Raw genomic sequence first — 12,553 nt, 5'->3', positions numbered from 1 at the left:
GGTCCCCTTAATATGGGATATGCGGTATCTACGCCTGATAAAGGTATTTTAGAAAAGTTATCGGAGGAAATAGCAGATGAGTGGTTTGTTAGCTTCCCTTCAGGGCGCCGTGGCACAGGGCGTTCTCTGGGGGATCATGGTTTTAGGTGTTTATATTACGTACCGTCTGATGGACATTGCGGATTTGACCGTTGACGGAAGTTTTGCGCTGGGCGCCTGTGTCTGCGCTGTGCTGGTTGTGAACAAGCGGGTTGATCCGGTTGTCGCACTGCTGGTTTCAGCTATGGCCGGTCTGGCCGCCGGAGCCGTGACAGGCATTCTTCATACTATCTTTGAGATTCCGGCTATCCTCGCGGGAATTCTGACACAGATTTCCCTGTGGTCCATCAACTTAAGGCTGATGGGGGGGAAGAGTAACATTCCCCTTCTGAAAGTGGAAACACTGATCAGCAAGTTTGTTAAGATGACGGGACTGACCCAGTCCCAGGCATCCATGATTATTGGTATTATTGCAGCGATTATTATCATCCTGTTCCTGTACTGGTTCTTCGGTACCGAGATCGGCAGCGCCCTGCGTGCGACGGGCAACAACGAAGATATGGTCCGCGCCCTGGGCGTCAACACAAAGATGACAAAACTTCTGGCGCTTACCCTGAGCAACGGCCTTGTAGGCCTTTCCGGCGCTCTCGTATGTCAGAGCCAGAAATACGGCGATATCAACCTGGGAACAGGCGCCATCGTAATCGGCCTGGCATCGATTGTAATCGGTGAAGTCCTGATGGGACGCCTGACTTCTTTCTATTGGAAACTGACCTCGGTTGTCGTGGGTTCCATCGTTTATTTTGTAATCCGCGCCCTCGTACTCAGGATGGGCCTGGATGCCAATGACATGAAGCTGCTCTCAGCAATCATTGTTGCGCTGGCTCTCAGCTTCCCGGTCGTTCTCGCCAAGTACAGGCTGAGAAAAGAATACTCGGAAGGAGATGAAGAGGAATGTTAACAATCACGAATGTAAAGAAAACATTTAACAAAGGCACCATTAACGAGAAAAAGGCGCTGAACGGCATCAATCTTCATCTGGATCCCGGGGATTTCGTTACAATCATCGGCGGAAACGGAGCCGGTAAGTCCACAATGCTGAATATGGTGGCAGGCGTATATCCCATAGACAGCGGCAAGATTGTCATCGACGGAATCAATATTTCAAGACAGCCGGAACATAAGCGTGCAAAATATATCGGAAGGGTTTTCCAGGATCCGATGAGAGGCACGGCGGCCAACATGGAGATTCAGGAAAATCTGGCCATGGCTCTCAGAAGAGGTAAGGTAAGAGGCCTCAGCTGGGGAATTAAAAATAACGAGAAAGATTATTACAGGCAGGCCCTGGCCCAGCTCGATCTGGGACTTCAGACAAGGATGACCAGTAAAGTGGGACTTCTTTCCGGAGGACAGAGGCAGGCGCTGACCCTTTTGATGGCAACACTCCAGAAACCGAAGCTCCTTCTTCTGGATGAGCATACGGCGGCTCTCGATCCGAAGACGGCCAGGAAGGTGCTTGACCTGACCGAGAAGATCGTCAATGAACAGAACCTGACCGCCCTCATGGTCACCCATAATATGAAAGACGCCATCCAGATCGGCAACCGACTGATTATGATGCACGAAGGCAGAATCATTTACGATGTGGCAGGCGAAGAGAAGAAGAACCTGGAAGTGGAAGACCTTCTGGAGAAATTTGAGACGGCCAGCGGAGAAGAATTTGCAAACGACAGAATGATGCTGGCAAAATAGAAGAAATCCTACGGATACCGGTGGAAAATTATTTTTCCGGTATCCGTATTTTTTGCTCTTATAGGGGAACAGAAAATTTTTTTGCAGAATCTGGATAAAACTTCACAATTTGTTAATATTTGTAAAAGAAAATTTACATTTACAGGGAGTCAACTTTATTGGCATTTACCTTCATTTATGATAAAATAAGAATTACGCGCCATGCGCAGGAAAATTTTAGAATATTATGCAGTTTTTAATAAAAAACAAATTGGAGAGATTACCGCATGTTCAAACAAAAAGATAATGATTACCTGGCTTCCCTGAACAGGGCCAGGAAAAAGAGAAATCGGGGAGATTACAAAAAATACGCTCTGATCGCAGCGGGAGTTGCCGTTGTCATCGGAATTGCCGTATTTGCCGGAATGAAACTTCGCAATAAAGAGGCGGGCGGAAAACCGGGAAAAACAGGGGATGTGAACGTTTCTTCAAGTGAGTCTGCCGAAAGCCCGGAGGAGGCATCCAGGGCTGCGGAGGCAAACGAAAAGAAGGCGGTCATTGACTCTTACACAAGGCTCGGTATCGTCCAGGTTACGGGATATCTGAATATGCGTGAGAGCGCCAGCACGGATGCCAATGTCATTGGTAAACTGCAGGGAGACAGCGCCTGCGAGATTCTGGATGATTCAACGGAGGGCTGGTACCAGATTAGTTCCGGCGGCCTGACCGGCTACATCAGTTCCGAGTTCGTCTTAACCGGTGACGAAGCGAAGGCAAAGGCGGAGGAACTCGTTGTGCCGAGAGCCATTATCATGGTGGATGCATTGAATATCAGAAAAGAACCTTCCATAGAGTCGGACGCGGTGGGACAGGCCCTGAAGAATGAGCGGTATGTGATTGAGGAGGACAACGGCGACGGCTGGTATAAGATTCCCTCCGGCTATATTTCCTCCGAGTACGCGGAAAAGAAATATGCACTGAACGAGGCCAGGAAACTGGACATGAAGTCCATGGTCTTAAACCTCTATAAGAATATTGGTATTTCCAGCGTTGACAATTATTTAAACGTCAGGGAGGAACCAAGCGAAGACGGAAAGATCATCGGTAAGATGACGAGTAAGTCGGCCGGTGAAATCCTTGAGACAACCGAAGACGGCCAGTGGTACAAGATTCATTCCGGCCCCGTTACCGGTTATGTTAAAGCGGAGTATATCCTGACGGGAGGGGCTGCAAAGGACGAGGCGATGAATGTTGCCGAACTGATGGCGATTGTTTCAACAGACCGTCTGAACGTCAGGACGGAACCTTCCACGGATTCCCAGATCTGGACCCAGATTTCCAACAACGAGCGGTACGCCGTACTGAAGCAGACGGACGGCTGGGTGGAGATTGAACTGGACAGCACCTCGGCCTACGTATCGACAGACTTTGTCGACGTGCGCTATGCGCTTCCCGAGGCAATCAAGTTTACACCGCTTGACGAGAACGTTTCCCTCCGGAACAAGATAGTAAACTACGCCCTTCAGTTTGTGGGAGGCAAATATGTCTGGGGCGGCAACGATCCTCACACAGGCGCCGACTGCTCCGGTTTCGTCAAATACGTTTACAGCCATGTAGCCGGCATCTCCCTGAACCGTGTATCCAGAGACCAGGCAAGACAGGGCAGACAGATAAAATCAAGCGATATGAAGCCGGGTGATCTGATCTTCTATACCAACAGCAGAGGTACCATCAACCACGTAGCAATGTACATCGGAAACGGCCAGATCGTACACGCAGCCAGCCGCAGAAGCGGTATCAGGATCTCAACATGGAATTACCGTAACCCGTACAGAATCATCAATCTGCTCGGAGACTAAATAAAACACAGTACAATACACAAAATAAAACACCAAATAGAAACAAAACAATAAACAAAAAGCAAAAACAGGACAGATATCTGCAGACATGCGGATATCTGTCCTGTTTTTTAGTCAAAAATTGAGGACGCCAACTTCTAAGAATAGCAGGCAGGCTGTGACATGTCTGGTAATGCAGCCGCGACAGTCCCCCATCCCCCCCCCTGAAAAATAAGGACCCATCAGCGGCGGCAGGCTGGCGTGAAATGGCAAAAACCTACGCGTCTTCAGTCCCGTCATAGACTCCGCGGTGGGGGTGGAGGAAGAAAAAATCTCCGCAGGGGACGTTGGAGTCCATCGGCACTTGGACGGCGTATTTCAGGCGTCCTAGTGACCGTTATGCACTCCATCAGCGGAAGCGGTCCCCGAAGGAGATTTCTTTCTTCCGTAACCCCCACCCATACCGGTAACCTCCGCCGGGACTGAAGACTCATAACCTCCCTCTCCCCATTTTCCCCCAGCCATCTCCCCCGCGTCATGATTTTTCACCTCCCCCTTATTTCAGAAATTGTAAGTTTTTTATAGTCGCAATTCCTGACAAAATATGATATAATTCTTTCTGAATCGTATCTTTTGTAACAAAAACGTAATAATTTCAATGGTTTGGAGAGAGATTAATGGCAGAGCAGAAATCGGATGATTATAAAAGCAGGCTGAATAAGGCCAGAAACAAGCGAAACGGTAAAGACCCAATGAAGTATTTTATGTATGCCGCAGGTGGAATCATTGCGGTTCTTCTGGTAGTGGTGGCGGTAAAGCTGGCCAGAGGCGGTACATTTGCAGGACCCGGCAAGGCGAGGATGGTAAAGGAGACGGAGACGGGGGAGGCCGCTCCGGCGGGACTCGCGGAGGAGGCGGAGACCGCCGATCCGGTTAATGCGGAGCCGACTCTGTCCGCGGAAGAGCTTGCCCAGGCGGAGACAGACAACGAGAAGAAGAGTGTTGTGGAATCCTATCATAATCTGGGGCTTGTCCAGGTATCAGGATATCTGAATATGCGTGAGAATGCGAGCAAGGACGCCAAGGTAATCGGTAAGCTCATGGGAGGAAGCGCCTGCGAGATTCTGGACGACTCGACCGAGGGCTGGTACCAGATCAGTTCCGGCGGTCTGACGGGATATATCAGTTCCGAATTTGTTCTGACGGGCGATGCAGCCAAGATGGAAGCGTTTGAACAGGTAAAAGAGATGGCGGTCATTACCGCGGATAAACTCAATGTCCGCAGCGAACCGAGTCCTGACGCCCAGATCGTGGAGCAGATTTTAAAGAACGAGAGATATTCCATTCTCGGTGAACAGGAGGGCTGGATTCAGATCGGCGACGGCTATATTTCTTCCGAGTTTGTGGACAAGCGGTATGCGCTGAATGAGGCGAGAAAGCTGGATCTCAGGACCATGGTTCTGAATCTTTATGATAACCTGGGTATTTCCAATGTTAACAATTACCTGAATATCAGGGAGGAACCGAAGGAAGATGGAAAGATCATCGGTAAGATGACAAGTAAGTCGGCCGGTGAAATCCTTGAGAAGACGGATGACGGTGAATGGTACAAGATCAAATCGGGTCCCGTCACCGGTTATGTGAAGTCTGAATTTATCCTTACAGGAGACGCTGCAAAACAGGAAGCATTAAATGTGGCGGAGCTGATGGCAATCGTATCCACCGACCGTCTGAACGCAAGGACGGAGCCGAGTACGGAGTCACCTATCTGGACCCAGATTTCAAACAGTGAGCGCTACGCCGTACTGAAGCAGCTGGACGGCTGGGTAGAGATTGAGCTGGACTCCACAAGCGCCTACGTGGCAACCGACTTTGTGGATGTACGTTATGCCCTCAACGAGGCGATTAAGTTTACTCCGATCGAGGAGACGCCGCAGTCCTCCGGCAATAAGGGCGGAAGCAGCGGCAATAAGGGCAGCAGCGGTAACAAGGGAAGCGGCGTGGGCAATAAGCCTGGCAACGCAGCCGGATCCTCGAAGAGAACCCAGATTGCCAACTATGCAACCCAGTTCCTCGGCAACCCGTACGTATGGGGAGGAACGAGCCTGACACGCGGTGCCGACTGTTCCGGATTCACGATGTCGGTTATGGCCCACTTTGGCGTAAGCCTGCCGCACCATTCCGGTTCACAGGCGAACTACGGTAAGTCCATCAACTCTTCACAGATGAGGCCGGGTGATTTGGTATTCTATACGAACAGCAGTGGAACCATCAACCACGTTGCCCTCTACATCGGCAACGGCCAGGTCTGCCATGCATCCAATGCGAGGGACGGTATCAAGATTTCCACATGGAATTACCGTACACCTGCCAAGATTGTCAACGTCTTAGGTGATTAAACAGTATGATTTACAAAAATGAAAGATGAACAACGAAAAGCACGCTTCGCGAACTTTTCATTGCCATTCAATAAAAGAGGTATCCGGTCTGGACATGTAAAACTTCAGACCGGATACCTCTTTTTATGACATTTATCCGTTAAACGGTTGATCCGAAAAGCTCTTTCATCAAATCGATAAAGACAAGGTCCGCCCTGGACAGGAAAGAAGAGGGTGACGTTCCGATGGAAAGATCCCAGTAGGCATGATAGCGGGCAGGAATGGAAAAACAGGAGCCTGCCGCTTCCATCGAAGTCAGTTTTGAATATTGGCGCGGAATAAAAGTGACGCCTGCACCGGAAGCGGCCAGGAGCTGGGCCGTGGAAAAATTCTTTACCGTCAGTTTGATATCAGGCTGGGTGATTCCGGCCTGCCTTAAAAGGGAATCGCTCACCTGACGGATTCTCTGGGAGGGAGGCAGCATAATGAACGGCTCCCCGGCAAGGAGGCGGATGTCTAAAACAGGATAGGGAGCCTGACTTCCAGGCTCTGGCTCTAATGCCATTTCATGCAGGGGGGAATTCCCGCCCGCCACAATCAGAAAGTAATCCCTGGAAAGAAACCGATATTCCAGAAGGGGAGCGGCCGGTTCCTTGGGGGCATGGGCAATGATGAAATCAACCTGTCCGGCGGTGAGAAGAGCTTCCAGCCGGTCGGAGGTATCCTCGGTCACCGTTACTTCAATCGAGGGGTACCGTTCCATGAAACCGGGCAGAATTTTGGGAAGGACGACGGTACCGAGATGGCTTGTGATGCCAAGATGAATCCGGCCGGCCTGCATATTGTTGACGGCGCTGAGTTCCATTTCAAAATTGTCATAAAGTTTGAGAACCTGGAGCGCCATCTGATAATATTTTTCACCGGCATAGGTGAGCGTCAGGCCGTTTGGCGTCCTGTTGAACAGGCTGGTTCCGAGGCTGTCCTCGATCCGCTTGATGAACTGGCTCATGGACGGCTGTGCGATATAAAGTTTTTTAGCGGCCTGAGAGATGCTTTTCTCATCGGCTGCCGTTTTAATGTAAATGAGTTCACGCTGGGTCATATCTATCCCTTTCTAAAACAGGAGAAACAAAGAACGATATAGTATAAAAAATATATGGTATATAGATAATATAATATTTGAGCTATGTTTGAACGTATTATATAATAAAACCAGAGAAAAGAAAAGCGGAAATCCATTATTATTACAATAATTCAGGAGGTATCACATGGTAAAACTGTATGAGGGCGGGGCGTATCTTGTAAACGGTGAAAAACTGGTGACGGAGAGCGCCGAAGCGGAACAGATACTCGGAAAAAAGATTTCCAGGGAAGAGGCGAGGAAACATACGATTGCCTATTCAATACTGGAAGCACATAACACATCAGAGGGGATGGATCACCTGAAGATCCGGTTTGACTCCATGGCTTCCCACGACATTACGTTTGTAGGAATTATCCAGACAGCCAGAGCATCGGGAATGGAGCGTTTTCCGCTTCCCTATGTCCTGACAAACTGCCATAATTCCCTCTGTGCCGTCGGCGGAACAATCAACGAGGATGATCACATGTTCGGCCTTTCCGCAGCGAAAAAGTACGGCGGAATCTATGTGCCTCCCCACATTGCCGTTATCCATCAGTACATGAGGGAGATGATGGCCGGATGCGGGAAGATGATTCTCGGTTCGGACAGCCACACGAGATACGGAGCCCTGGGAACGATGGCAATCGGAGAGGGCGGCGGAGAGCTGGTGAAGCAGCTTCTGCGCGATACATATGATGTGGCCTGTCCCGAGGTGGTTGCCGTATACCTGGATGGAAAACCCTCCCCGTTCGTCGGCCCTCAGGATATTGCCCTGGCGATTATCGGAGCAGTATTTAAGAACGGATATGTAAAAAATAAGGTGATGGAATTTGTCGGACCGGGCGTTTCCTCCATGGACACGGACTACCGCAACGGCATTGATGTAATGACAACGGAGACTACCTGCCTCACCTCCATCTGGAGAACGGACGACGATACGAGGCGGTTCCTGAAACTCCACGGCAGGGAGGAGGATTACAGGGAGCTGAATCCGGGAGAGGCAGCCTATTATGACGGCGTTGTCTATGTGGATCTGAGCACGGTGAAGCCGATGATTGCCCTTCCGTTCCACCCGAGCAATACCTATGAGATCGATGAGCTGAACCGGAATCTGCCCGATATTCTTGCAGAGGTGGAGAAAGAAGCGGATCGGATTGCGGGACGCGAAGGTTCCCTGAGCCTGACGGATAAGATTATAGATGGAAAACTGCATGTACAGCAGGGAGTCATCGCGGGCTGTGCAGGCGGAAATTATACGAATGTGATTGAGGCGGCCCATGCCCTCCGCGGAAGGACCTGCGGAAACGGAGAGTTTACCCTTTCCGTATATCCGTCTTCCCAGCCGGTATTTATCGATCTGGTAAGGAAGGATGCCGTCCGTGAACTGATGGAGGCGGGGGCCATCATCCGCACCGCATTCTGCGGCCCGTGCTTTGGAGCGGGTGATACGCCGGCGAACAACGGCCTCAGCATCCGCCATACCACCAGAAATTTCCCGAACCGCGAAGGTTCCAAACCGGGTGCCGGCCAGATGGCGGGCGTTGCCCTGATGGATGCCCGTTCGATCGCAGCCACGGCGGCAAACGGCGGTGTTCTCACATCGGCCGAAACCATGGACTGCTGGGGAGAGATTCCTGCCTATGAATTTGACGGCACGGTATATAAAAACAGGGTTTTCTTCGGCTATCAAAAGGCGGAGGAGAAGGAGGAGCTGGTCTGCGGCCCGAACATCAAGGCATGGCCCGAGATGAGCCCGCTGACGGACAATATCCTTCTGAAGGTCTGCTCCAAAATTATGGATGAGGTTACGACAACGGATGAGCTGATTCCGTCGGGGGAGACTTCTTCCTACCGTTCCAACCCGCTGGGGCTTGCGGAGTTTACATTGAGCAGGAGAGATCCGCAGTATGTGGCCCGCGCCAAAGAGACGAATGCCATCGAGAAAATCAGGGTATCGGGGAAAAATCCGGCGGAAGGTGAAAAAGAACTTGAGCGTGTCTATGAGGTGATCCGCACAATTGCGGGAAATGAGGAGGCCGACCCATTAAAGACTGAGATTGGCAGCATGATTTATGCGGTTAAGCCGGGAGACGGCTCCGCGAGGGAACAGGCGGCCAGCTGCCAGAGAGTACTTGGCGGGCTTGCCAATATTGCAAAAGAGTATGCAACAAAACGCTACCGTTCCAACGTCATGAACTGGGGTATGATTCCATTCCTGATGGACAGGGAACCGGAGTTTGAAGTTGGCGACTATATTTATATCCCGGGAATCAGGCAACAGTTGGACGGCGATTTAAAAGACATCAGGGGCTATGTGATCCGGGAAAGCGCGGATGAAATCCGTCTTCACATTGCCGATATGACGCCCGAGGAGAGAGAGATTGTAAAGGCCGGATGTCTGATCAATTATAACAGGAGCAGATAGTGCATTAAAAAGATAAAGATCGGGAGACAATGGTCTCGCCATGAAAATCCCCTGCATTTGCATGTAAAAACGGCAAATGCAGGGGATTTTTATGGTATAGGATCCGAAATCCCTGTTTCCCTTGCTTTTTGCTCCTCTTCAATCCACTGCCGGGCATGAAAAACCGCCCGGTGCGCATTCATATATTCGATTCTTTGGCTTCCATCCGAAACTGCGCCTGCATCTGCCCCATTTTCCAACTGGTTTGCCGAACCGTCACTGATTCGGATTTTTCGTCCCTTTTCTCCTCCAAAATCCTCAATTATAATATTCAAGTGATACCTCCCTCGATATAGCCCTTTAACAGGCTGAATTTGGATTCCGTCCGATGATGTACAACATAATGTGAATTATGTTACGAATCATGTTTGGGACAGTGAAGGAAAGAGCAGAAAAAGTACTTTTGCCGATTAAATTCCATTGGCTTTATTACGAATAAGGGCGTTTATAAAAAAATAATTAAGAGTTTAAGAGGATAACAGGGATAAACGTTCGGACTTTGTAACTTTTAATTCAGATAAATTGTGATATAATGGGATAATATGGAAATTCCTATATTTCTGCGAAGAAATTTTTCTGTTTCAGACCGATGTACGAGTCAGTAGATAGTAAGATAAAACATTAGAAATTCTGTTTAAACTCTGTTTTGGCAGGATGGATTCTCTTTTTTAAGGTTAAATAAAAACCGGTTTGTTTTTTGGCTATGTACTACTACATAATTCACATTATGTTGTTTTAATTCTTTTACCGTTAAACCTCACAAGATCAGTCTCATCCGTTCAATCTGCCGTCTGTGTTCATTTCCCGATGTGATAATATAAATCCTGGTCGTATTGATGCTGCTGTGTCCCAGCAGATCCGCCAGTTTGGAGATATCTTTTTCCATTTTATAATAAGTCCTGGCGAAGAGATGCCTCAAATTATGGGGAAATACTTTCATGCCGGACACATTGGCATGGCGGCATAAATCCTTCATTTCCTTCCAGACATTACTCCGGTTAACGGGTTTTCCTTCTCTCGTGACAAATACGGGACCGCGCCGGATGGATTTCTGCCTGACGTATTTCCGGAGCAGTATTCTCAGCTTCTGTGGCAGAAAGACCTGACGGCTTTTCCCCTTACATTCCACATTGGCAATTCCGCTCTGTACGGAGTTCACCGTGATGAAGACAAGCTCGCTGACCCGGATTCCAGTGCTGCAGATGGTCTGGATAATGAGGCTGAGACGGTCTTTATTCAGCTCCCCGGCCGCCCTCACGAGCCGGTAATATTCTTCTTTCGTCAGTTCCTTCTCCTCGGGACAGTACAGACGGCGCTGGACCTTTATCTGCCTGACCTTAAACTGGCGCCACCCGGCAAACTCCATAAACTGGTTAAAGGAGGCCAGCATGGAGTTGACGCTGCTCGCGGCATACTGCTCCGCCAGGGTTTTCTTATAACCGATGGCCAGTTCCTTGGTGATTTCCCTGTCTCCGAGGAAGCCGATGAATTTCCGGATATCCCTCATGTATTTCTCGACGGTATGCACACTTTTTTCTTCCTGTGCCAGATGCCCGGCAAACTGTTCAAGCATTTCCGGGGTTGGGTAATAGTTTTCCATTTTTTCCTCCATATAATTTGTTCTGCTGATTATATTATCACTATATGGAGTATATTTTCACCTTTTTGAGGAAAAAGCCGCTGGAAATTACTGGGCATTCCCATACGTTTTGCCGCACAATCAATTAGGTTCATCCGGCGGATAACAGTTGGGGGCACAGTTGACGGAAAGTAATTTTCAAACATGCTCTAGTAATGGCGCACCTCGCCGCTTTGACGGATTTTTTCCACCACGTCCGCCGCCTCGTCTGAGAGAAAATAATTCAGGGTGGTTTCCGGGACGAGGCCGCGTATGGATTCGGTATCTCCGCTGTGGATCCGCTCACGCACGGTGGACGCGCTGATGATTTCCGGACCGGCCGTCTTTCGCGGTATGATGCGGCAGGCGACGCCGGAAGCAGGCAGATCGGCCGCCATGATTTCATTATAAATTCCCGTGACCTGGCTCGACGGCTCTTCCCCGACATAGCGGACGGTAATTCCAAGCGTCTGTGAAATTCTGCCGAAGATGGCGGTGTCCAGCTTGGCATGTGTCCGTATTACAACGTCTTTCTCCTTCAGGAAATAGGAGGGGAAGGTGGCGTTTGAGATCAGATAGCTGCCCGTCTGATGAAAGACCAGATTTTTCAAATGGGAGCTGCCCTCTTTCACAAGCCGGAAGCGCACGTCAAAGGGCACCAGGGAGGCGTCCTCCGAGACGACAAATACGTGGAGCAGACTGCATGCGGCGGCCGCGGTGGCAAGCAGATGAAGGTGTCCCAGGGTAAAGGGATTGGCGTTCATCACGACCGCTCCGACGGGAAGGTTTCCGGCAGGGGAGAGCGCTTCAAGCTGAGCCGCCGTCTCCTTTTTCAGGTTATCCAGATAGGAGGAAAATCCGTTTCCGCGGTTTTCCATGAAAACCACCTTCCCGTCCGCCCGGGCGATTTCATAGAATCCGAGATCGCGGAAGAAAAGAGCTTTATCATATTTAGTATAGAGGAACAGGCTCGTGATGTTCTGTTCGAATTCATACTGGATCAGATGGCTGACAATCTGGTTTAAAAGTCCCTCGCCCTGATGGGAGGAATCCACGGCCATACAGCGCAGCGTGTTGGCAAAGCAGGAACCGGTTGCGGCAAGATGGTAATCGTCATCATACAGCCCAATGGTATAGTGAAGGTTGGCATCGCGCTCAATCCCTTCCTTTGCGAGGAGGGCGTCCAGCTTTTTCATTTCCCGGCGATCGTTATAAAAAATGCGGCTTAAGTGATATTCTGACATATAATTCTCCGTTTCGTTCATTCAATAAATCGTTTTGCGCCTTAAATGACATAACAACAGCTTCTATTATAACGGATTTTGACCGCGCCAACAAGAAAAATAAGGATGTATGATTTTT

Annotated in this window: 9 protein-coding genes; 5 read left to right on the top strand and 4 right to left on the bottom strand. The window is 49.6% G+C overall.

Annotated elements, in window-relative coordinates; translation table 11 throughout:
* Nucleotides 1–76: 76 nt before the first annotated feature.
* The 4 genes from V3C10_12875 (at nucleotide 77) to V3C10_12860 (ending at nucleotide 6,007) form a co-directional block, all read left to right on the top strand.
* Nucleotides 77–1,000: an ABC transporter permease gene (locus V3C10_12875; GenBank protein ID WVP60213.1), complete on the top strand. Its 924-nt coding sequence runs from the start codon at nucleotides 77–79 to the stop codon at nucleotides 998–1,000.
* A complete protein-coding gene (locus tag V3C10_12870) occupies nucleotides 994–1,791 on the top strand; it encodes an ABC transporter ATP-binding protein (protein WVP60212.1) in 798 nt (265 codons plus the stop codon). The genes V3C10_12875 and V3C10_12870 overlap by 7 nt, the downstream gene beginning before the upstream one ends.
* A 266-nt stretch (nucleotides 1,792–2,057) precedes the next feature.
* The gene (locus V3C10_12865; GenBank protein WVP60211.1) at nucleotides 2,058–3,629 is read left to right on the top strand and encodes an SH3 domain-containing protein; all 1,572 of its coding nucleotides are present in this window, start codon (nucleotides 2,058–2,060) and stop codon (nucleotides 3,627–3,629) included.
* Nucleotides 3,630–4,285: 656 nt separating this feature from the next.
* On the top strand, nucleotides 4,286–6,007 hold the full coding sequence (locus tag V3C10_12860) for an SH3 domain-containing protein (GenBank protein WVP60210.1): 1,722 nt from the start codon (nucleotides 4,286–4,288) through the stop codon (nucleotides 6,005–6,007).
* A 139-nt stretch (nucleotides 6,008–6,146) separates the two neighbouring features.
* On the opposite strand, the gene V3C10_12855 is transcribed toward V3C10_12860, so the two are convergent.
* A complete protein-coding gene (locus tag V3C10_12855) occupies nucleotides 6,147–7,088 on the bottom strand; it encodes a LysR family transcriptional regulator (GenBank protein ID WVP60209.1) in 942 nt (313 codons plus the stop codon).
* Between the two features lie 166 nt (nucleotides 7,089–7,254).
* On the opposite strand from V3C10_12855, the gene V3C10_12850 reads away from it, so the two are divergent.
* The gene (locus V3C10_12850; protein ID WVP60208.1) at nucleotides 7,255–9,534 is read left to right on the top strand and encodes a hydratase; all 2,280 of its coding nucleotides are present in this window, start codon (nucleotides 7,255–7,257) and stop codon (nucleotides 9,532–9,534) included.
* 89 nt (nucleotides 9,535–9,623) lie between these two features.
* On the opposite strand, the gene V3C10_12845 is transcribed toward V3C10_12850, so the two are convergent.
* The 3 genes from V3C10_12845 to citC all read right to left on the bottom strand — a co-directional run bounded on the left by V3C10_12845 (nucleotide 9,624) and on the right by citC (nucleotide 12,435).
* A complete protein-coding gene (locus tag V3C10_12845) occupies nucleotides 9,624–9,848 on the bottom strand; it encodes a hypothetical protein (protein WVP60207.1) in 225 nt (74 codons plus the stop codon).
* Nucleotides 9,849–10,330: 482 nt separating this feature from the next.
* A complete protein-coding gene (locus V3C10_12840) occupies nucleotides 10,331–11,173 on the bottom strand; it encodes a tyrosine-type recombinase/integrase (GenBank protein ID WVP60206.1) in 843 nt (280 codons plus the stop codon).
* Nucleotides 11,174–11,361: 188 nt separating this feature from the next.
* Entirely contained in the window at nucleotides 11,362–12,435 is a 1,074-nt protein-coding gene (citC, locus tag V3C10_12835) for a [citrate (pro-3S)-lyase] ligase (GenBank protein WVP60205.1), read from the bottom strand.
* Between the last annotated feature and the right edge of the window lie 118 nt (nucleotides 12,436–12,553).

This window comes from [Clostridium] symbiosum (assembly GCA_036419695.1).
Classification (GTDB): Bacteria; Bacillota; Clostridia; order Lachnospirales; family Lachnospiraceae; genus Otoolea; species Otoolea symbiosa_A.
This window is presented reverse-complemented; position numbering and strand designations above follow the sequence as displayed.

Coding starts and splice junctions, on each gene's coding strand:
- citC (WVP60205.1), bottom strand. CDS start 12,435: ATGTCAGAATATCACTTAAGCCGCATTTTTTATAACGATCGCCGGGAA.
- V3C10_12865 (WVP60211.1), top strand. CDS start 2,058: ATGTTCAAACAAAAAGATAATGATTACCTGGCTTCCCTGAACAGGGCC.
- V3C10_12870 (WVP60212.1), top strand. CDS start 994: ATGTTAACAATCACGAATGTAAAGAAAACATTTAACAAAGGCACCATT.
- V3C10_12875 (WVP60213.1), top strand. CDS start 77: ATGAGTGGTTTGTTAGCTTCCCTTCAGGGCGCCGTGGCACAGGGCGTT.
- V3C10_12855 (WVP60209.1), bottom strand. CDS start 7,088: ATGACCCAGCGTGAACTCATTTACATTAAAACGGCAGCCGATGAGAAA.
- V3C10_12860 (WVP60210.1), top strand. CDS start 4,286: ATGGCAGAGCAGAAATCGGATGATTATAAAAGCAGGCTGAATAAGGCC.
- V3C10_12850 (WVP60208.1), top strand. CDS start 7,255: ATGGTAAAACTGTATGAGGGCGGGGCGTATCTTGTAAACGGTGAAAAA.
- V3C10_12840 (WVP60206.1), bottom strand. CDS start 11,173: ATGGAAAACTATTACCCAACCCCGGAAATGCTTGAACAGTTTGCCGGG.